This window comes from Paenibacillus sp. R-74696 (genome assembly GCF_055814915.1).
The window spans coordinates 672,308-693,063 of the sequence record NZ_JBPULM010000030.1 but is presented as its reverse complement, the minus strand read 5'-3'; the positions used below and the strand labels follow the sequence as shown (position 1 = coordinate 693,063).

General features: G+C 48.6%; 19 protein-coding genes. 16 read left to right on the top strand and 3 right to left on the bottom strand.

The window, feature by feature from the left end; all coding sequences use genetic code 11:
- Nucleotides 1-169 precede the first annotated feature (169 nt).
- A complete protein-coding gene (locus ACSR9A_RS14675; RefSeq protein ID WP_341278521.1) occupies nt 170-649 on the bottom strand; it encodes a C40 family peptidase in 480 nt (159 codons plus the stop codon).
- A 1,019-nt stretch (nt 650-1,668) separates the two neighbouring features.
- On the opposite strand from ACSR9A_RS14675, the gene ACSR9A_RS14670 reads away from it, so the two are divergent.
- The 6 genes from ACSR9A_RS14670 (at nt 1,669) to ACSR9A_RS14645 (ending at nt 8,869) form a co-directional block, all read left to right on the top strand.
- Nucleotides 1,669-2,193 carry a MarR family winged helix-turn-helix transcriptional regulator gene (locus ACSR9A_RS14670; protein ID WP_473757860.1) on the top strand — a complete coding sequence of 175 codons (525 nt, stop codon included), beginning with the start codon at nt 1,669-1,671 and terminating at the stop codon, nt 2,191-2,193.
- Complete coding sequence (locus ACSR9A_RS14665) at nt 2,187-3,914, top strand: ABC transporter ATP-binding protein (protein ID WP_473757859.1); 1,728 nt, start codon at nt 2,187-2,189, stop codon at nt 3,912-3,914. The genes ACSR9A_RS14670 and ACSR9A_RS14665 overlap by 7 nt, the downstream gene beginning before the upstream one ends.
- Entirely contained in the window at nt 3,911-5,794 is a 1,884-nt protein-coding gene (locus ACSR9A_RS14660; protein ID WP_473757858.1) for an ABC transporter ATP-binding protein, read from the top strand. Before ACSR9A_RS14665 ends, ACSR9A_RS14660 begins: the two co-directional genes overlap by 4 nt.
- A gap of 252 nt (nt 5,795-6,046) precedes the next feature.
- Nucleotides 6,047-7,537 (top strand): alpha-N-arabinofuranosidase, encoded by a 1,491-nt coding sequence (locus ACSR9A_RS14655; protein ID WP_473757857.1) that lies wholly within the window; start codon nt 6,047-6,049, stop codon nt 7,535-7,537.
- 36 nt (nt 7,538-7,573) lie between these two features.
- Nucleotides 7,574-7,870 (top strand): hypothetical protein, encoded by a 297-nt coding sequence (locus ACSR9A_RS14650; protein ID WP_473757856.1) that lies wholly within the window; start codon nt 7,574-7,576, stop codon nt 7,868-7,870.
- A gap of 60 nt (nt 7,871-7,930) precedes the next feature.
- Nucleotides 7,931-8,869: a glycoside hydrolase family protein gene (locus ACSR9A_RS14645; RefSeq protein ID WP_473757855.1), complete on the top strand. Its 939-nt coding sequence runs from the start codon at nt 7,931-7,933 to the stop codon at nt 8,867-8,869.
- Nucleotides 8,870-9,017: 148 nt separating this feature from the next.
- Here ACSR9A_RS14645 and ACSR9A_RS14640 read toward each other — a convergent pair whose 3' ends face one another.
- On the bottom strand, nt 9,018-11,072 hold the full coding sequence (locus tag ACSR9A_RS14640) for a beta-galactosidase (RefSeq protein WP_473757854.1): 2,055 nt from the start codon (nt 11,070-11,072) through the stop codon (nt 9,018-9,020).
- Between the two features lie 145 nt (nt 11,073-11,217).
- On the opposite strand from ACSR9A_RS14640, the gene ACSR9A_RS14635 reads away from it, so the two are divergent.
- The 10 genes from ACSR9A_RS14635 (at nt 11,218) to ACSR9A_RS14590 (ending at nt 20,289) form a co-directional block, all read left to right on the top strand.
- On the top strand, nt 11,218-12,057 hold the full coding sequence (locus ACSR9A_RS14635; protein ID WP_473757853.1) for a helix-turn-helix transcriptional regulator: 840 nt from the start codon (nt 11,218-11,220) through the stop codon (nt 12,055-12,057).
- 123 nt (nt 12,058-12,180) lie between these two features.
- Nucleotides 12,181-13,290 (top strand): GerAB/ArcD/ProY family transporter, encoded by a 1,110-nt coding sequence (locus ACSR9A_RS14630; RefSeq protein ID WP_473757852.1) that lies wholly within the window; start codon nt 12,181-12,183, stop codon nt 13,288-13,290.
- Between the two features lie 96 nt (nt 13,291-13,386).
- On the top strand, nt 13,387-14,520 hold the full coding sequence (locus tag ACSR9A_RS14625; protein WP_473757851.1) for a GerAB/ArcD/ProY family transporter: 1,134 nt from the start codon (nt 13,387-13,389) through the stop codon (nt 14,518-14,520).
- Between the two features lie 77 nt (nt 14,521-14,597).
- Nucleotides 14,598-16,097, top strand: a complete 1,500-nt coding sequence (locus tag ACSR9A_RS14620; protein ID WP_473757850.1) for a spore germination protein — start codon at nt 14,598-14,600, stop codon at nt 16,095-16,097.
- An 11-nt stretch (nt 16,098-16,108) separates the two neighbouring features.
- Nucleotides 16,109-17,329 carry a Ger(x)C family spore germination protein gene (locus tag ACSR9A_RS14615; RefSeq protein WP_473757849.1) on the top strand — a complete coding sequence of 407 codons (1,221 nt, stop codon included), beginning with the start codon at nt 16,109-16,111 and terminating at the stop codon, nt 17,327-17,329.
- Between the two features lie 10 nt (nt 17,330-17,339).
- Entirely contained in the window at nt 17,340-17,567 is a 228-nt protein-coding gene (locus ACSR9A_RS14610) for a hypothetical protein (RefSeq protein WP_473757848.1), read from the top strand.
- A gap of 17 nt (nt 17,568-17,584) precedes the next feature.
- Nucleotides 17,585-18,685 (top strand): GerAB/ArcD/ProY family transporter, encoded by a 1,101-nt coding sequence (locus ACSR9A_RS14605; RefSeq protein ID WP_473757847.1) that lies wholly within the window; start codon nt 17,585-17,587, stop codon nt 18,683-18,685.
- Between the two features lie 138 nt (nt 18,686-18,823).
- Nucleotides 18,824-19,222: a phage holin family protein gene (locus ACSR9A_RS14600; protein ID WP_341278507.1), complete on the top strand. Its 399-nt coding sequence runs from the start codon at nt 18,824-18,826 to the stop codon at nt 19,220-19,222.
- An 89-nt stretch (nt 19,223-19,311) separates the two neighbouring features.
- Entirely contained in the window at nt 19,312-19,707 is a 396-nt protein-coding gene (locus ACSR9A_RS14595; RefSeq protein WP_341278506.1) for a YhjD family protein, read from the top strand.
- Between the two features lie 192 nt (nt 19,708-19,899).
- Nucleotides 19,900-20,289 carry a cupredoxin domain-containing protein gene (locus ACSR9A_RS14590; protein ID WP_473757846.1) on the top strand — a complete coding sequence of 130 codons (390 nt, stop codon included), beginning with the start codon at nt 19,900-19,902 and terminating at the stop codon, nt 20,287-20,289.
- Between the two features lie 197 nt (nt 20,290-20,486).
- On the opposite strand, the gene ACSR9A_RS14585 is transcribed toward ACSR9A_RS14590, so the two are convergent.
- The gene (locus tag ACSR9A_RS14585; protein WP_046230008.1) at nt 20,487-20,744 is read right to left on the bottom strand and encodes a hypothetical protein; all 258 of its coding nucleotides are present in this window, start codon (nt 20,742-20,744) and stop codon (nt 20,487-20,489) included.
- Nucleotides 20,745-20,756 lie beyond the last annotated feature (12 nt).

Genomic DNA, 20,756 nt, shown 5'->3' with positions numbered 1-20,756 from the left:
CCTGGTGCTGGAGAAGAGGGCGGCATTTTTTTATTTGGAGGAGCACTGGAAATACAAACATAAGCAAAAACGTCCTGAACGGGTTGGCGTTCGGGACGTTTTTATATTTAAGGGTATGATTGCAGAGCTTAATAGATACGGTGTAAAACGTTGGAAGCCTCCGCTTCGTTTACAATACGCGGCGTGCTGTCACGTAGCGCTTGTGCCAGTAGGACTCGCCAAGGCTGCTGATCGTTACGCCTGTGCTAGTAGCGCTGTGCAAGATTTTGTTATTGCCCGCATAAATAGCTACATGACTAATGCCTCTGCCGCTCGTATTAAAGAAGACGAGATCGCCAACGCTAAGATTTTCCTTCGTTACTTTGGTTCCAATGGAAGCTTGGGAGGATGAGCTGCGTGGCAGCGAAACACCCATGGCATCGAATATGTATTGTGTAAAGGAAGAGCAGTCAAAAGCGTATGTAATGCCTGCTGGGGCTCCATATTTATAGGGGGTTCCAATAAACTCCTTGCCGGAGTCGATTAATTGTAGGGATGTTTCAGTTGCGGCATGCGCCTGGTTGCCGGAAGCGAAGGTGAAGGCTGTCAAACCAATACTTGCGCATAAGCTCAATTTGATGACGGAGCGAAAAAAGTTTCTCTTAATCATTATGGTGTGATTCCTTTCGTTGTACGATTCGTTTTTGGCTAAAAACACTATACCACACCAAAAAATGAGCCTTTTCTCATGATGAGAGCGCAAATGGAGGGGAATTCGTGTTGTTTGGTGTTTATGAGAAGTTAATGAGAATTTATTCATTTATGTTTGAAACGTAAATGGGGGTGTAATGGGGGGCTGCGCTGCGTGAAGGAGTGAGGGCTCGATCGCCATTAGCACCCCGATTTCTATGAATAAATTTCTACCTTAGTAGGTAGAAATCGGGGCGCTAAAAGCGAACGCTCCGCTTCTCACTCCCCACCCACCCCACTTAAAATTTCAAACCCTAAACCGAATGGCAAAGATGAGAAGATCCAAGATCCAAGAGCCAAAAGCCAAAAGCCAAAAGCCAAAAGCCAAAAGCCAAGAGCCAAGAGCCAAGAGCCAAGAGCCAAGAGCCAAGAGCCAAGAGCCAAGAGCCAAAAACCAAACGTAATCGCTCTCCTCTAGGGAATGTTCCCCCTTTTGCAACTGGGCGGACACAGAAACAGCTATTTCAATCGAATGACGGGTTTTGGCACAGGCTGCGGACTCAGGGGCCGCTATAACATTCCCCATACCCATTTTGACGGGGCTTTGATAGCGATAACGGATCTCGTGTCCTCTTAGAGCCTGAAATCGGATGAAAGGACAAAATAGCGGAACCTCAGTCCTTCAAACACGGAGAGAGTGTCCGAGTTATGGAGTTTCAGCTACAATCGCAGTCTGCGGTTCATCAGCCTTGAATCGTTAGATGAGATTGCCCCCGAATTAGTGCCAAGCAAGCAGCAGTAGCAGAGCACCCCAGCTCTGGATTGTTTACATACTTTATAACCTTGGAAGTGGGTTATTGACAGTCGTTTGATTAGCGCTTTATAATTAGGTTGCCTATTATTTTAGTTATAAGATAATTATAGGGAAAATAATTAACAGGAAAATAATTGGTAGCCTACATGAAAGGCAGAGAGATATAAATGAAAGGAGGACTCGCATTGAAACATAACCAGAATGACACAAGCAAAGAAAGCAAGGCAACGGAACATAGCGAGCAAATTACGAATGAATTGATTCGTGTGTTTCGCAGCTTTCATCGGCTCAATTGGCGGCAGAAGCCTAATCCGGACGGCAAGTTTAGCGAGATGCAGGTGCTGATGTGCATCAAGCGGGGATCTATGAAGACGCAGGATAAGCCGGGGATGAAAATTTCGGTCATCAGCCGTTTGCTACGTGTTACCTCTCCCACCGTCACCCAACTGGTCAACGGCATGGAAGCGAATGGACTCGTGCAGAGAAACGCTGATCCTGATGATCGGCGAGCTGTTCGCATCTCGCTGACAGAGGAAGGGGAACGTATCGCGGAGAAGGTCATTGCCGATTTTATGAATCGAATGGCAGGACTGACGCAATACTTGGGAGAGCGGGATTCGCATGAGCTGATTCGGATTTTATCCAAAGCCTTTGAGTATTTTGATGAGCTGAATGAGTCTGAACAAACGGGAGATGAACAGCAATGTTAAAGTTATTTCGCTTTTTAAAGCCGTTTCGCTGGCTGATAGCCGCGGTGCTTGTGCTTGTTTTTATTCAGTCGCTGTCTGATTTATATCTCCCCACGCTAATGGCGGACATCGTCGATGATGGTGTAGCTAAAGGAGACACTCCGCTTATTTGGAAAATCGGTTCCTTTATGCTACTAATAGCGGCGGTAGGGGGCATCAGCTCCATCGGCGCCAGCTATTTTTCGGCAAAAGCCTCAGCGAGCTTCGGGCGCCTCGTGCGGGAGAAGGTATTTGGGCATGTGCAAAACTTCTCGCTGCAGGAGTTTGACAAAATCGGCACGGCCTCGCTCATTACGCGGACGACGAATGATATTACGCAGGTACAGCAAGTATTGATGATGATTTTGCGCATGATGGTGATGGCGCCGATGATGTGCATCGGGGGCATTATTATGGCCGTTTCGAAGGATGCGAAGCTGTCGCTGGTGCTTGTTGTCGCACTGCCGGTTCTCGCTGGCGCGATTTTGCTCGTCGTCCGCAAAGGGATTCCGCTGTTTAAAATGATGCAGATTCGTATCGATAAGCTGAACTTGGTGCTGCGCGAAGGACTGACAGGCATTCGGGTTATTCGCTCATTCGATCGGACAAATTATGAAAATAAGAAATTTGATGCTGCCAACAGCGATCTGACCGAAACAGCGATTAAAGTGAACAAAATTATGGCCGTGATGATGCCGCTAATGATGCTCGTCATGAATTTATCTACAGTGGCGATTATTGCCATCGGCGGGTTGCGCATCGAGAATGGCGATATGGAAGTCGGCTCATTAATGGCTTTTATCCAATATGCGATGCAAATTATGTTCTCGCTTCTGATGTTATCGATGATGCTCGTTATGGTTCCGCGTGCGTCGGCATCGGCGGTGCGTATTAATGAAGTGCTGGACATGGTGCCTGATATTGCAGACAGCGCCAGCGTTAAGAACACAGGCACGCGTAAGGGCTATATCGAGTTCCGTGATGTGACGTTCAGCTATCCTGGAGCCGAGCAGCCTGCTTTATCGAATATATCGTTCAAGGCGGCGCCAGGCGAGGTGACGGCTATTATTGGAGGAACAGGTTCAGGCAAGTCAACGCTCGTTAATTTAATCCCGCGTTTTTACGATACGGCGGGTGGCAGCATTATCATTGATGATGTGGATATAACAGAGCTATCACAGGAAACGCTGCGTGAAAAAATCGGCTTTGTCCCGCAAAAAGCCGTATTGTTCACAGGCACGATCGCCGAAAATATCCGCTATGGCAAAGAAAATGCGACCGATGAGGAAATGGAGCACGCGGCAGAGGTGGCGCAGGCAGCAGAGTTCATTGGGACGATGAAGGAAGGGTTTGGCGCAAGCGTATCTCAGGGAGGAAGCAACCTTTCTGGCGGGCAAAAGCAGCGGCTGTCCATTGCCAGGGCGCTTGTGCGCCAGCCAGAAATTTATGTGTTCGACGACAGCTTCTCGGCGCTTGACTTTAAGACGGATGCGAAGCTGCGTGCCGCCTTGCGTGAGGAAACAGTAGATTCGACGGTGCTGCTCGTTGCCCAGCGGGTAAGTACAGTGCTTGATGCCGATCGCATCATTGTGCTTGATGAAGGACAGCTAGCTGGAATCGGGACGCATCAGGAGCTTATGGAGTCTTGTGATGTGTACCGAGAAATCGTCTATTCACAGCTTTCGGAGGAGGAAATCGCATGAGTGAGCAAAAGCAGAATTCCCCGCAAAGGCCGAAAGGGATCGGCATGGGCCCGCCCGGAATGGGCATGATGATGCCTCCTCAGAAGGCGAAGGATTTCAAGGGGACCTTGAAACGGCTGGCTGCCTACTTGAAGCCGCATCGCACGAAGCTTGCACTTGTGCTGCTGACCGCGATTTTAAGTACCGTATTCAGCATCGTCAGCCCGAAAATGATGGGGCATGCGACAACGAAGCTGTACGAGGGAGTAATGGGAATAGCCCAAGGCGTGCCGGGTGCACGTATTGATTTTGATGCCATTAACACGATTCTGCTGACGCTAGTCGTGCTGTATTTGATCAGCGCCGCATTTGGCTTCATTCAGCAGTATTTAATGGCTGGCGTCGCCCAGAAAACCGTCTACGACCTGCGCAAGGATGTAAATAATAAATTTGCGCGCTTGCCGCTGAAGTTTTTCGATTCGCGCTCCAACGGTGAGGTGCTGAGCCGGGTCGTCAACGATGTGGACAATATTAGCAATACGCTTCAGCAAAGCTTGACGCAGCTTATCACGTCATTCATTACCCTAGTCGGCGTCATCGTTATGATGCTGACCATCAGCCCGCTTCTAACGCTGATCGTTTTCTTGACGATTCCAGCGAGCCTACTTGCAACGAAGGCGATCGCCACGCGTTCGCAGAAATATTTTGCCGGCCAGCAGGCGGAGCTCGGACGCTTGAACGGACATGTCGAGGAAATGTACACGGGGCACAAAATCGTCAAAGCATTCGGCCATGAGCGCAAATCGCTGGATGAATTCAACGAAATGAATGAGAAGCTGTATGATTCCGGCTGGCGCGCACAATTTGTGTCAGGCATCATTATGCCGATTATGAGCTTCATTAGTAATATTGGCTATGTGCTTGTATGCGTCATCGGTGGTTTGCTAGTTACGAGAAATGCAATAAATATCGGTGATATTTTGGCATTTATTCAATACACAAGACAGTTCACAATGCCGATTACGCAGCTTGCCAACATTGCGAATATTATTCAATCTACAATCGCCTCCGCAGAGCGGGTATTCGAGCTGCTTGATGAAGAGGACGAGGTGCCCGAGGCGAAAAATGCTAAAGCGATTAGCAAGCCGACCGGCGCCGTTCGCTTCGAGCAGGTGGATTTCGGCTACAAATCGGATGAGCCCCTCATTAGTGGGATGAATATTGATGTTAAGCCAGGCCAGACCGTCGCCATAGTCGGTCCGACCGGAGCGGGCAAGACGACGATGATAAATTTGCTGATGCGCTTCTATGAACTGAATGGCGGCCGCATAACGATTGACGGCGAGGACATTACAGCGCTTCAGCGCAGAAGCTTGCGCCGGGTGTTCGGCATGGTGCTGCAGGATACGTGGCTGTTCAATGGCAGCATTCGAGACAACGTCGCTTATGGGCGTGAGGATGCTACGGAGGAAGAGGTCTATCAAGCGGCAAGGGCGGCGCATGCCGATCATTTCATTCGGACGCTTCCAGAAGGCTATGACACGATCCTGAATGAGGAAGCGTCGAATATTTCTCAAGGGCAGAAGCAGCTGCTGACCATTGCCCGGGCAATTTTAGCAGATCCATCGATTCTAATCCTTGATGAAGCGACGAGCAGCGTCGATACGCGTACGGAAATTATTATCCAGCGGGCGATGGGCGAGCTGATGAAAAATCGCACCAGCTTTGTCATTGCCCACCGCCTGTCGACGATTCGCGGCGCTGATCTGATTTTGGTCATGAACAACGGCTCTATTATCGAGCAAGGTAGACATGAGGAGCTGCTGGAGCAGGGCGGATTTTATGCCGATCTGTATAACAGCCAGTTCACGGGCAAGCGCATAACCAGCGAAGTTGTATAAGGTTTGAAGTAGAAAGCTTCTCCATCCGAGTGAGGATGGGGAAGCTTTTTTTGGTGTCACGCTGCAGTCCGAATAGTAGGGTAGACGACATATTTAGGTTTATAGCGAGCAATGACGTAAGCGTTTACGTTTATCCGATTTATTTTTCAAAAGAGGGTTGATAATTGTGGTTGGATTGTTTATGATGAAGCTAAATTAATGTTATCAATAAATGATTTATATTTTTATTAATCCATTTGGGAGGCTATAACGATGAGCAATCAAATTACAATTAACGCAGACATTGCTAAAGGTACGATTAATCGCAACATTTATGGACATTTCTCCGAGCATTTGGGACGCTGTATTTATGAAGGCTTCTGGGTTGGCGAGGATTCGGTTATTCCAAACACGAAAGGCATTCGCAACGATGTTGTGGAAGCGCTCAAAAAATTGAATATTCCGGTGCTGCGCTGGCCGGGCGGCTGTTTTGCCGATGAATATCACTGGAAGGACGGCATTGGCCCAAGCGAAGAGCGCAAGCGCATGATCAATACCCATTGGGGCGGTGTAGTTGAAAATAACCATTTTGGCACACATGAGTTTTTGCTGCTTTGCGAACAGCTCGGCTGCGAGCCTTATATTTCCGGCAATGTAGGCAGCGGAACGGTGCAGGAGATGTCCGAGTGGGTTGAATATATGACCTTCGATGGCGTATCGCCGATGGCGGAGCTGCGTGAGAAAAACGGCCGCGAGAAGCCGTGGAAGCTGAAATATTTTGGCGTCGGCAATGAAAACTGGGGCTGCGGCGGCAATATGCGTCCGGAATATTATGCAGATTTGTACCGCCGTTATCAGACTTACGTTCGCAATTATGGCGACAATGAAATTTACCGCATTGCCTGCGGTCCGAACGTCGACGATTACAAGTGGATGGAAGTGCTGATGCGGGAAGCTGCGAACAAAATGGACGGCATCAGCCTCCACTACTACACCGTTCCGAAGGATTGGCAGGACAAGGGAGCAGCTACCGGCTTCCCAGAGGACGAGTGGGCTCTTACGCTTAGAAAAGCGTTGTGGATGGAGGAGCTTATTACGAAGCATTCGGCGATTATGGATCAATATGATCCAGAGAAGCGCGTTGGCTTGATCGTCGATGAGTGGGGCACATGGTTCAATACAGAGCCGGGCACAAACCCAGGCTTCCTGTACCAGCAAAATTCGATTCGTGATGCGCTCGTTGCCGGCCTTACGCTGCATATTTTCCACGATCATTGCGACCGTGTACAAATGGCAAACATTGCGCAAATCGTTAACGTGCTGCAATCGGTTATTTTGACTGAAGGGGAAAAAATGCTGCTGACGCCAACCTATCATATTTTTGATATGTTTAAGGTGCATCAGGATGCAGAGCTTCTGGACACGCATACGACTAGCGCCCGTTACGAGCATGGCGACGAGAAGCTGCCGCAAATTTCTGTATCGGCTTCCAAAGCGGCAGACGGCAAAATCCATATCAGCTTGTGTAATCTGGATCATAGTGCCGAAGCGGATGTATCCATTGCGCTGCGCGGTTTGACACAAGGCTTGAAAACAATTAAAGGTACGGTGCTGTCGGGCGCGGCCATTGACTCGCATAATACGTTTGAGCAGCCAAATGCAGTAGAGCCAGCCGCTTTCACAAGCTTTACATGGGATGGCGCACAGGTATCCGCTAAGCTTCCAGCGATGTCGGTTACGGTGCTTGAGCTGATCGAGCAATAATAAAGTTAGGATTAGAATGAAAAGGAGTCGGACGGCATGAAGCCAGGCATGGACAGGAGTGCGAGAAACTGCAAAGGCTGTGATGACAGCTATACCGTCACAGAAGCGCAGATCCAGCGGATTTTGGCTGCGCCGATGTTTCAGTCGTCTGAACGCTGCGTGGACGATGACGTGTACGCAGCGCGCCTTCGGGAATGCGGCAGCTGTCCGAAGCTCATGAGCGGGACAACCTGCATCGTTTGCGGATGTATTGTGCAAATCTCCGCTAAATATAAGGAAAAAAGCTGTCCGAATCCAAATGATGTCAGGTGGCGCTCTGTTGCAAGCCATTAACCATTGACAGCAGCTGTTTATTTTAGAATGATAACAGAGCTTGCCGGGAGGAATAAGCAGATGAAGGCGCCATTATTCAGAGATCCAATCTTTGACGGAGCGGCGGATCCGGTCGTAATTTATAATCGCGAGCAGCAGGAATGGTGGATTATTTATACGAATCGCCGTGCTACGGTGGAAGGTCCAGGCTTTGCATGGGTGCATGGCACGGATTTAGGCGTCGCATCTTCCGCAGATGGCGGCCGCAGCTGGAATTACCGAGGAACGCTGACGGGGCTGGATATTGAATGGGGACGAAATACATTTTGGGCCCCGGAAATCATTTGGCATAATGGGCATTACCATATGTACGTCAGCTATATTCAAGGTGTGCCCGATGATTGGGCGGGCCATAAACGGGAGATTTTTCATTATACAAGCACTAATTTGCTCGACTGGACGTTCATTTCCAATGTGCGTCTCAGCTCGGACCGAGTTATTGATGCCTGCATCTATGAGCTGCCGGATGGGCGATTCCGCATGTGGTATAAGGATGAGGCGCTCGGCTCGTTCACTTACGCTGCCGACAGCAGCGATTTGTATAGCTGGAAAGTGGTTGGTCCTGTTATTACGGGGCGAGGGCATGAGGGGCCGAATGTATTCCGGCTGCAAGGCTCGTATTGGATGATTGTCGACGAATGGCGGGGACAAGGCGTTTTCCGCTCGGATGATTTGGAGAGCTGGGAGCGCAACAACTTGATCTTGGATGAGCCTGGCCAGCGTGAGGATGACGGGACCATTGGCTTACATGCCGATGTTGTTGTCCAAGGCGAGCAGGCGTATATTTTCTATTTTACCCATCCGGGCAGACGCGGCGATTGGGAGGCACCAGGTCAGGTGCCGGGGTATCTCACGCGTCGAAGCTCCATTCAAGCAGCCAAGCTTGAGGTGAAGGAAGGCAAGCTGGTCTGTGACCGCGATGCAGAGTTTGAACTGGCGCTGGAGGCGGAAGCGAAATAGTGAGATACGATTGACATTTGCTAGCTACCTTCTGCTTGTGGCAAGGTTAAAATAACAGCACCCCGAATCTTCCTCAGCTGATGAGGCGGATTTGGGGTGCTGTTTGCTTTAGGTTATATTTTTTGAATGCAGCTTAGCCAAAGGTCATTTACGTCAATATAAGCACGCCATAAGGCTCCAGTACGACTGAGCCTTGAAGCGTATCGCCGCTTATAAGGTCGGTGCGCGGCTCGCTGAGAGTAAGCTCGGCAGCCTCTTCCGCATAGTTGAGGAGGAAGTAGAGCGGCCCAGCCTCGCCCTCGCGAATAGTCAGCTCCACCTGCTCTGGCAGGGAAAGCCAATTGGCAACAGGCGATGACAAGCCAAGCAGGCCAATCACATGACGAGCCGCTGCCTCATTGAATACAGCTCCGTAATACCAAGCTGAGCCTGCCCCAACGGCATTGCGGGTAACAGCGGGCTTGCCTGCATAATAATCGGAGGCGTATTCGCCAATGATTTCTACGGTATCGCTTTCGACTGCGAGTACATCATTAAACAGATCCGCCGTAGTTGCTTCACCGCCTCCTTGCTTCCACTCGATCGTTGCCGGCTTGCGCGTACCTTTAATTTGCGTAAACTCCTCGACGGAAATGCCGACAAGGCTTGCAGCGGCGCCAGGGAATGGACGCATGTAGCAGTGACCGCGCTCATCCTTGTAGCCCGTGCGGCAGCCGAATATAATAGTGCCGCCGCTCTCGGCGTATTGCTCCAGCAAAGCAGCTGTTTCATCCCGCATAATGGCCGGATGCGGATAGACGAGCACGCGGTAGCGCTGCAGGTCAGCAAGCGTTGTGCCGCTTCGCATGTAAAGAACATCACTTGGAATATGCTGGTGCTGCAGCGCCTTGAACCATTCCTTGCTGCTTTTCCAGGAGAAAGGGCCGTGCCAAATATCGTATTCGCCATCCCACTCATTGTCATAATCGCGTACGAGGGCAACCTCCGCCTGATTGCGCGTACCGACAATGTGCGGACCGGCCTTGGCAAGCTCAGCGCCTATTTGCGCTGCTTCACGAAGGCGGCGGTTCGGCCCATTATGGTAGTCGTTCAGGCCATGCCAATAGATTTCATTGCCGAAGGCTGCCGTGCGCCAGCGGAAATAAACGACCATATCTGCGCCATGGGCAATGGATTGGTACGTCCACAAGCGCATTTGACCCGGCTTCGGCGAAGGCATATCCATGCGGTTCACCCAGCCGCCTGGTCCAGCCTGCTGCTCCATAATGCAGAAATTCGGTGAAATGGAGCGGGTTGTAGACAGCGTCAGGCTCCAGCCGCGATCGAGCAGCGGGTTTTCTTCATTTTTGTCAAAGTTAATAGTGGAAAACTGCGGGTAGGAATCGTAGCTGAAAAAGTCCAGCAGCTCGTCCGTCATCCGGTGGCTGTCGAGATGGCCAAACAAGCCGTTCGTCGTTACCCATTGCTTGGGAGCTGCCTCACGCAGCACCTTGGCCTGCACCTCGGCGTAAGAAATGGTGCTGTCGGATATAAACCGCTTCTCATCCAGCGCTTGATGCGGATTCGGCTGTCTTGGCGCCGCAGTTGGACGCGGAAGAAAGACTTGCTCCCAGTCGGAATACGTCTGATTCCAAAATACAGCGCCCCAAGCCTCATTCAGCTTATCCAGCGTAACGTATTTGCGCTGCAGCCATTCACGAAAAGCCAGATGATCCGCTTCCGAATAAAATTCAGAAATTTCACAATTGAATTCATTGTCGATTTGCCAGCCAACGACTGCCGGATGATCGCAGTAATGCTCCGCCATTTGACGAGCAATGCGGGCGCTCAGCTCCCGATATTTGGGACTGTTATAGTTGGTATGGCGGCGCAGCCCATGCTGAAGCGTGACCCCATCATAGGTTACGTTGAGCACCTCAGGATACTTAAAAGTCAGCCATGCGGGCGGCGTTGCTGTTGGGGTGCCGATGATGACCTTCAGACCATGCTTATGGGCAAGGTTAATAACTTTGTCGAACAGATCGAACTGGAAGACACCTTCCTCGGGCTCGAACACCGACCAGGCAAATTCGGCTACCCGAATGATCGACAGCCCCATTTCCTTCATCCGGCGAAGATCATCATCCCACAGCTCCTCCGGCCATTGCTCAGGGTAATAGCAGACGCCAAGGGCAAACTCATTTATTGGATTTACGTGTGTCATAAGGGGTGTGCCTCCATCAAAATAATAATAAATTGCTATCTATCGGTTATTTTATTATTGTAGAATCAGTATTTCAGTGCGTATATACTATTATGTTGTGATCGATATGAAAATATTGCGATCTTTAACGGAAAGGAGCTAATCCATGCGTTCCTACTATCAATTGCCCGAGCCGGCTGCTTCACATTATGTCTGCTATCCGGATGCAGTTGGCCGATATAATGATTTTCCCCAGCATAACGAGCAGCGGGCGGCAGGGGCTATAGCTGCCTATAATTTGCATGTGATCTGCTCTGGAAGCGGATTTGTTATGAAGGAGGACCAGCGTATTGCTCTGAAGCCAGGGGATGGTTTTCTGTATCCGCGAGGGGCGTTCCAGCATTATGGAACTGATCCCGGGCAGCCATGGGATGTGCGCTGGGTTCATTTTATGGTACCGATGGAGCTGTTGCTGCTGCGGGCAGCGGATGCTTCCAGCGTGTGGCTGTTTGCTGTATCGGAAGCCTCGCTTGCGCGTTTTATCGAGATTACAGAGGAGATGTACGAGTTGTGTGACAGCTTCGAGACGCGGCATGAGCCGCGGATGTCAGCACTTCTATATGAGCTGCTGGCGGAGCTTGCCCATAATTCAGAGCGCCTGGAGCATGATGCGCTGCCGCTTATTACCAAAAATGCGATACGTGAAGCAGCAGATCTTATACGCGGCACGAGTGGACAAGCGTGGACGCTGCCGGAGATGGCAGCGCTGTGCGGCTACAGCCCCTATTATTTTTTACGGCTATTTCGGCAGGTAATGGGGCGTACGCCCCAGCAATATTTGACCAGCTGCCGTATTGCCGCCGCCAAAAGCCTGCTAGTTGCGACCAGACTGCCGATCAGCGAAATCGCCAGCCGAACGGGGTTTTCGCAATCCAGCTATTTCATTCGCGTTTTTCGCAAAGCGGAAAACGCCTCCCCGAAAGCATACCGTGAAATGTACAGCTAGCCTCCCGAGCGGAGCTTGCACAGCTTCGCTTCCCCCGTGCATGCTGGATAATTATTCATTCCTGTGGACAAAATGGATAACGGCAGCAAGTCAACATTTTAAGCGCAAAGCGGGTGAAGCAACATGCAGCAGGGACAGCCATCGATAAGCGCAAGGCAGCTAGCTATCCTCGTTATTTATTTTATTATGGGCGATATGCAGTTGTTTTTACCCTCTCTTACGGCCGAATTCGCAGAAGAAGCTGCCTGGATATCCGGGTTAATAGGTCTGCCCATCGGGCTTGGCATGGCTTGGTTTATATATAGCCTAAGCAAATACTTCCCCAATATGACACTCATTGAAATCAATAATCAGGCTTTTGGCAAATTAGCCGGAAGCCTTGTTTCTCTGCTGTTTTTGACGATGATGTTCAACACCTCGATTACCCAAATTCGGGAAATCGGTGATTTTGTCTCCACACAAATATTGATCGAGACGCCAATTATTATGATCTGCCTCCTGATGATTTTTCCATTAGCGATCGCAATACATGGGGGGATTCGAGCCGTCGGCAGAGTGGGTGAAACCATATTTCCCCTATTTGTAATGGTATTTGTATTGCTGCTGCTGATGCTGCTGCCGAGTTTGACTGCCACTGAACTTTTGCCTATCTGGGGTGCGGGCGCTGCCGGCATCATGAAGGGCTCCATCTTTTTTGTTGGCTTTCCTTTTTGCGAATTGTTCGCTTTTTTGATGATTTTTCCGAATGTTGCTCAAAGCAAACACCGTGCCCGTGACTACATGCTTGGGGTTTTAATAGGTGGGCTGGCGATATGGATTATGGTGCTGCTGTGCTTGCTCGTGCTCGGTACTTACATTACCCAACATTCCTTCTATTCCCCGTACATCATGTCGAAAACAATCAACATCGGCAACTTCGTTCAGCGGATGGAGGCGATTTTTGCCATCAGCTTCATCATTACCGCCTATTTTCGCAGTTTGATCTACGGCTATGCCTTTGTTCTTGGCGTTTCTAGGCTGTTCAAGCTGAGAGATTTTCGAATATTGACGGTCCCCTACGCCTTTATGGCGTTAGGCTACTCCTATATGGTGACGCCGGGGATTGTGTTTCTTAACACGCTTGCCGTACCTTGGGTGCTCTGGATTTTGACCTATTCACCGGGACTACTGCTGCTCGGGTGGGGATTTGCTAAACTACGTGGCAAGCTGCCGAAGAAGGAGACGGCCGAATAGCCGAACGCTGCCGTCATTCCAATTATGGATAATTCAACATCTTGCTGGACAAAATGGATTACGGTTATATTTCAAACGCGAAGCGGGTGATAAGAAGTGCAGCAGCAACGACAAACGATTAGCGTGAGGCAGCTAGCCATCCTCGTTATGTTTTTTATTATCGGCGATATGCAGCTATTTCTGCCACCCTTGACGACTGCTTTTGCAAAACAATCAGCATGGATGTCGGGACTAATTGGCTTGCCGCTTGGCATTGGAGCCGCTTGGTTTATTTTCAGCATTAGCAGGCGTTTTCCAGGGAAAACCTTAATCGATATCAATAATCAGGCATTTGGAAAAATAGCTGGTGGGCTTGTATCCCTCGTGTTTCTCGTGATGATGTTTAATACATCGATTACCCAAGTTCGGGAAATCGGAGATTTTGTATCGACGCAAATAATGACGGAGACGCCGCAAATAGTCATTTGCTTGCTGATGGTTTTGCCGATTACGCTAGCCATACGCGGTGGTATAAAGACGATTGCCCGGCTGGCTGAGGTTATTTTTCCGCTTTTTTCGGCTTTGTTTATTTTACTCATCATTTTGCTTATTCCAAAAATAGATCTTACTCAATTGCTGCCAATCGAGGTAACGGGATTCCCGGGTATCGTGAAGGGGGCGCTTTTTTTTATCGCGTTCCCCTTTTGCGAGATGTTCGCATTTCTCATGATTTTTGATAGCGTGGAGGAAAGCGAGCACGCTGTCCGTGATTATTTGCTGGCTGCTTTCGTTGCAGGAATAGCTATTTGGGTCGTTATTGTGATGTGTATATGTGTTCTGGGGGTATTCACTACTGAACATACCGTATATTCGCCCTATGTAATGGCTAAAAAAATCAATATCGGCGACTTTGTGCAGCGGCTGGAAGCGGTGTTGGCGATTGACTACATCATTTCCACTTATTTTCGATGTCTCATCTATGGCTATGCTTTTATACGGGGAATGCAGCAGCTGTTTAAGCTTCAGGATCATCGGTTTATGATGCGCCCATTTGGATTTCTTATCGTTGGCTACGCTTATTTTTTGGCACCAAGTATCGTTGCTTTTGTACATTTCGATGTGGCGTGGCTGTTCTGGGTGTTTAGTTACTCGCCGGGGCTGCTGCTGCTGAGCTATGTAGCGGCCCGGTTAAGACAGGGCTGGAGTAAGAAGGGGGAGGACTGGCATGAAGCAGGAGAAACAGGCGATTAATAACACCCCATTACATAATTAGTAAACCAGTTGGACAATATATGCAATTATGTGCAGCTTTGAGAGGTGGTTTGTAGATGAACGCTTCTATGGATAAGCGGCTGGACCTTAAACTAATGAGCAATCTCTCGTTCATCAGAGCCAGCCTTGGCAACAGCCAGGATCTCGTGATTAAAGAATTGAATAATGACAATGGCCTGCAGGCGGCGCTTGTTTATATGGATGGCTTAACGGATTCCACGATCATTAATCATTTGATCCTGGATTATTTTATGTCAGAGGAGCAAACGGCGAGCCACAAGAGCGGAAATAGGCTGTTATATTTGAAAAATGCGGTGCTCGCGGTCGGTGAAACCGTTACGATCAATGAATGGGACCCGTTGTTTTATCAACTGCTGTCCGGTTGGGCCATTCTATTATTGGCAGATAGTTCAGAAGCAATATGTATAGCAGCCGAGGGCTGGAAGGATCGCAATGTCAGTGAGCCTACCTCCCAGGTTGTCGTTCGGGGCCCAATGGAAGCATTTACTGAAAATATTGGTACCAATAGAGCGCTCATCCGGCGCAAGATCAAGGACCCGCAGCTGTGGACAGAAGGCATGGACATTGGCAAGATTACGAAAACCGCTATATCGGTCATGTATCTGCGCAATATAGCGGATGAGAAGATCGTGCAGGAAGTGAGAAAGCGGCTCGGTGAAATCAATATCGATGGTATTCTGGAGAGCGGCTATATTGAGGAGCTGATTCAGGATACTGCACTGACGCCCTTTGCTACGATCTACAATACGGAACGGCCAGATACAATTGCTGCTGGTCTGCTTGAAGGCCGAGTTGCGATTTTGGTAGATGGTACGCCCTTTGTGCTGCTGGTGCCAGCGCTGTTTATTCAATTTTTTCAATCGGCGGAAGATTATTATCAGCGGGCAGACATCAGCACCCTGCTGAGGATGCTGCGGTTTGTTGCTTTTATGATCACGCTGCTTGCTCCCTCGCTTTATATCGCCATAACGACCTTTCATCAAGAAATGCTTCCAACAAGCCTGCTTATTAATTTGGCAGCTCAGCGTGAGGGCGTGCCATTTCCGGCCTTTATAGAAGCGCTTGCGATGGAGCTCACCTTCGAAATTTTGCGGGAAGCTGGCGTGAGAATGCCGAAAACCGTCGGACAAGCGGTTTCGATCGTCGGAACGCTCGTTATTGGGCAGGCCGCTGTAGACGCGGGCATCGTCTCGGCGGCGATGGTTATTATCGTGTCCATTACAGCGATATCAAGCTTTGTCATTCCGGCTACGAGCATGTCCATATCGGTACGGATGATTCGATTCGTCTTAATGGGGCTTGCCGCTTCCTTTGGTTTGTTTGGCATTTTGCTGGGCTATATTTTGCTCGTCCTGCATTTGAATAGTCTGCAATCGTTCGGCATTCCCTATATGCAGTCGTTCTCCCCATTCGTATGGAGCAATCAGAAGGATACGCTGTTCCGGCTGCCCTGGACGAAAATGCGCACCCGCGCTGTGGCAACCGCAGAGAAAAATTTGGTTCGGCAAAGACCAAGTAACAAATCGAAAATTTAGGAGGATACAGCATGAGCAGATTTACCAGGCGAGCAGGGAAGCTGCTCTTGCTATTGCTGATAGGGTCGCTTGCCGCTTCTGTGGTCAGCGGCTGCTGGAATCGGCGGGAGCTAGATACGCTTGGCATCCAGCTGGGAACGGCCATTGACAAGGTGGGCAATCAATATCGCGTATCAGTGCAGGTTGTTATTCCTAGCGAGCTGTCGGCCAAGGCAGGCGGGGGAGGGCGCTCGCCGGTAGCCATGTATGAGGCAACTGCGCCAACCGTATTTGAAGCGTTCCGTAAACTGACGGAAACCAGCTCGCGAAAAATATATTCCGCTCATATCCGGGTGCTGATCATTGGGGAATCGCTGGCGAGAGAAGGGATTGCCAACGTACTTGACCTGCTGTCACGAAATCCGGAAGCCCGGACGGATTTTTACTTAATGATTGCGCATAAGGCGCCGGCGAATCAAATTTTGAAAATTTTGACGTCGCTGGAGAAGATCCCAGCGGAAAATTTATTTTACGCGCTGGATACGTCTGCCAAGACGTGGGCGCCTACGACAACGGTTACGATAGAACGTTTGATTGAACAGCTAGTAACAGACGGTATTAGCCCGGTGCTAACCGGTGTACAGCTGGAAGGCAATGCCCGTGAAGGGGAAAATATTTCAAATATCCAGCAGGCAGATTCGCGAACGCGTACCCGAATTACGGGGCTTGCTGTTTTTCATTCTGACAAGCTGGTCGGCTGGCTCAATGAAATTTACAGCAAGGGCTACAATTATATAATGGATAATGTGACAAGCACAGTAGGCCATCAGATTTGTCCGGATGGAGGCTACATTGTTATGGAGGTCATACGCAGTAAAACGAAGCTTACCCCAAAGGTCGTTGACGGGAAGCCGGTCATTAAGGTGAAGATGAAGCAGGTCGCATCGGTGGCCGATGTGGAATGCAAAATCGATTTAACGAAACCGGAAACGATTGAAATGCTGGAAAAAAACGGGGAGAAAAGGCTGCAGGAAATCATTCAGGGAGTGGTTGAGCATGTGCAGAAAACCTATAATACCGACATATTTGGCTTCGGCAATACGTTTCATGAATACAAGCCTCAGCAGTGGGAGAAGTGGAAGGACGATTGGGATGAGCTTTTTCCGCAGGTCAAGCTGCAATATGATATTGAGGTTCAGATTCCAAAGGTCGGCACGACAAATGATGCGTTTCAAAACTATTTGAAGAAATGAGTGAGGCCAAGTGGCTGGAATTTTATTTGTATCGGCTCTGGCCATAACGCTTGCATGTATTGAACTGCCGAAGCTGGCGAAAAAAGGCTGGAAGAAAGAAATCGTTGTTTATTTGATTATGCTGCTGGGTGGGGCTTTTCTGAGCATATGTGCGATCAACCAAATTAGACTGCCCAGTCCATTAAATATTATTGTGTACATTTATAAGCCGATGGAAAATTGGTTCAATGCATTATAATTGGAGGGGGCGAGGGCATGCTGCAGCGGGAAAGCATAAGCACAAGACAAATGGCAGTACTCGTGCTATTTTTCATCGTGGGCGACATGTTTTGGTTTATTCCAACCTTGCTCGCTTCCATTCTGGACTCTGACGCATGGATTCCCTCTTTGCTGAGCATGTTCTCAGGACTCGTCGTCGTCTGGTTTATTGATAAGTGCCACCGCCTTTTTCCTGGACTTACGTTGATCGAGATTTATCGAACTGCACTAGGAAAATGGCTGGGCGGCCTATGCAGCCTGTTTTTCTTATTTCTGCTTTTCAATGCTATAGGTGTTCAATTGAGGGTCGTTGGCGACTTTGTTACGACTCAAATGATGCCAGAAACACCAGCTCGGGTGACCGTCCTAATGGTTACACTTATAGTTGTCATTACCTTAAGGGCTGGTCTGGCTGTTTTTGCAAAATCGGCCGAGATTTTTATCATGGGCGTGGTGCTGATGTTCATTATGTTTATTGTTATGCTGCTGCCGGAGGCATCCCTCTCCAACCTGCTGCCTGTATTTCACCATAAAGCAGTGGACTATGGCAAAGGTGTACTGTATGCCACTTCGTTTCCCTTTTTTCAAATGGTTACCTTCTTTATGTTCTTTCCTTCCATGAAGCAGACGGACGGCTGGACCAGAGATTTTATGCTGGCTTCTCTAGTTGCGAGCTTTTCTTTATTTCTGATCGTTATTATGTCGCTGCTCGTACTGGGTGATTACATGACGGAGCATCAAATTTATGCTGCCTACGCCATGGCCAAAAGAATTAGCATCGGCCGATTTATAGAACGGGTAGAGGCTGTGTTGGTCATCAGCTATATCGTTTCGACCTATGTGAAAATGACCATTAATGCTTTTGCTTTTATATATGGCATATCTCAATTTCTGGGTTTGCGAGAACAACGTGCAATGATATTTCCCTTCGGCTTGCTAATATTTGGACTTGCTTATGCAATTGGCCCCAGCATCCCGTTTATAAATGGACTTGCAACCATATGGCCCTTCTGGGATTTGACCAATATTCTGCTTTTGGTCCTGGCAGCTGTCATCATGGTAGTGTTTAAGAAAGGGAGGACAAGCAATCTGGGGTAAAGTTAGAAAGAAGCTATTAGATCTGGACAGCAGATGAAAGAGTTCTACATAGTTATATGCATATTTAATAGAATGAACAGGCCATCCCTAATCTCTCGGCATACGATAGTGTATAGATTGAGAAGAGGAGGATACCTGATGCCAGGGTTTGTATATCTTTGCTCCATTTGTGCGTTTTTAGGCTCTATTGTGACTTTTGCTTTTGGTGTATGGATGGAATCGCTTACACTGCTCATCGTTGTCATGGCTATAGACTATGTGACCGGGGTGTCTGCATCGTTAAAGGAAGGAAGGGGCCTTAATAGTTCATTTGGAGCATGGGGGATTGCTCGCAAAGGGCTTATGCTGCTCGTCATACTCATCGCCCACCGTGTAGATCTGCTGTTGGATGCCAATAATATGACGATGGGAGCAGCCATTTATTTTTATATTGCCAATGAATTAATCTCCATCACTGAAAATTACGGAAGATTGGGTTTGCCGCTACCGGATAAGATTCGCCAAATGATTGAAGTTTTAAAAGATAAAAATAAATAAAAGTTCATCGTGCAGCACTTGTATATAGCAGCTCGCTTTGTATATAATAGGAACAAATGTTCTTATTGCGAAGGGGGCTGTTTATTTCGATGAAGCCATTGGAGAAACCGACTGCGCGCGTACTGGTTATGAAGCGAGAGCCGATACAGAGAGAGGAGGAGCTTGTGCTTGCAAGGCGTTATGTGCTGCTGGGCATCATTGTGAGGATTTTGGATCATGATATTCGTGTGCTTCATTCAAGCGAAGCAAAGCTTCCTAAGCTTTATGAGACGATGCTGCTTGGTTTGCAGGACCGTGTGCTGCTGGAGCTGGCTGCTCTTCGCAAGCAGCTGCGAAGCAAGGGCATTGAGATGCTTGAGGAGATACGAAGTGAGGATGGGCTGGAAGCCCAGTATATATGCCGAGGCTATCGCCATCGCTTCATTTTATTATGGGGGTATATTCGATCGGAATCTGAGCAGCTGCTTCGGACGTATTGTCGATAATAATAAGTTCTGCTTTACAATTGAAAAGTCAAGCTTCACTCCTGCTGCTTTTAGTGAGGAATGAGAAAAGTTCATCATTTTGTCATAATCTCCAAAAAAGTTTTCCCCTTAGTCAGTTTAAGCTTGAGTACATACGACAATCTTATGTAATATAAGAAGTAAACATTAGATAGTAAAGGGGAGTACGTTGTAATGCATAAGTGGATTATGTTTGTATTAATGACAGCGGCATCACTGCTAGGTGTTTATTTGCTAACAGTAGGTTTGCCTGCAAAGCCAGTGGATGAATCTGCTGCATTGCCTGAAGGAACGGTGCTAGTTAACGTACAAGCCAACGCAGATTTCACTTTTGATCAAACAGAATATAAAGTGAAGGTTGGAGACAAGGTCATTCTTCGTCTGAAAAACAAAAGCGGTATTCATGGTCTGAAAATTGATGAGCTGAATGTTGATCTTGAAGGCGAGCAACTGGAAACAAATATTGAGTTCGACAAGCCAGGCGAATATGTGATGCATTGCTCTATCCCATGTGGTACAGGGCATACGGAAATGAAGACGAAGCTTATTGTAGAAGCGGCTTAATAAACGAATTTTTCATTAAAAAGCGAAGGTGCTCTGGGGCGCTTTCTGTCACATAGGTTTTATCAACAAGAAGAGGAGCCGGCTGGCTCCTCTTTTTAAAAATATAAACAAGTATAAGTTAACCCCTTATAATGGGCTCGTATTTCACCTGCGAAACGGTAGCTTTGCTTCCAGAGGACGGCTTTCGGCCGTTTACACTAGGCGCGATAACGCGTTCTGGATGAGGTGCGGTACACGATGGTGTCGGCAATTAATCCGAGCAGCGCCCATGTTGCGACTGTAAGTACATACATGAGCATTACACTTACCTCATGAACATCAATAAACAAATCAACAAACCAGGCTGGGACGCTGAACATAAAAAACACCATGTTATGCGGATCGTAACCGGTGGAATTATACAGGCATAAGGCGAGTCCAATCAAGGCGGCGATGGCCGTGAATTTATAACGCATGTTAAATCAGTC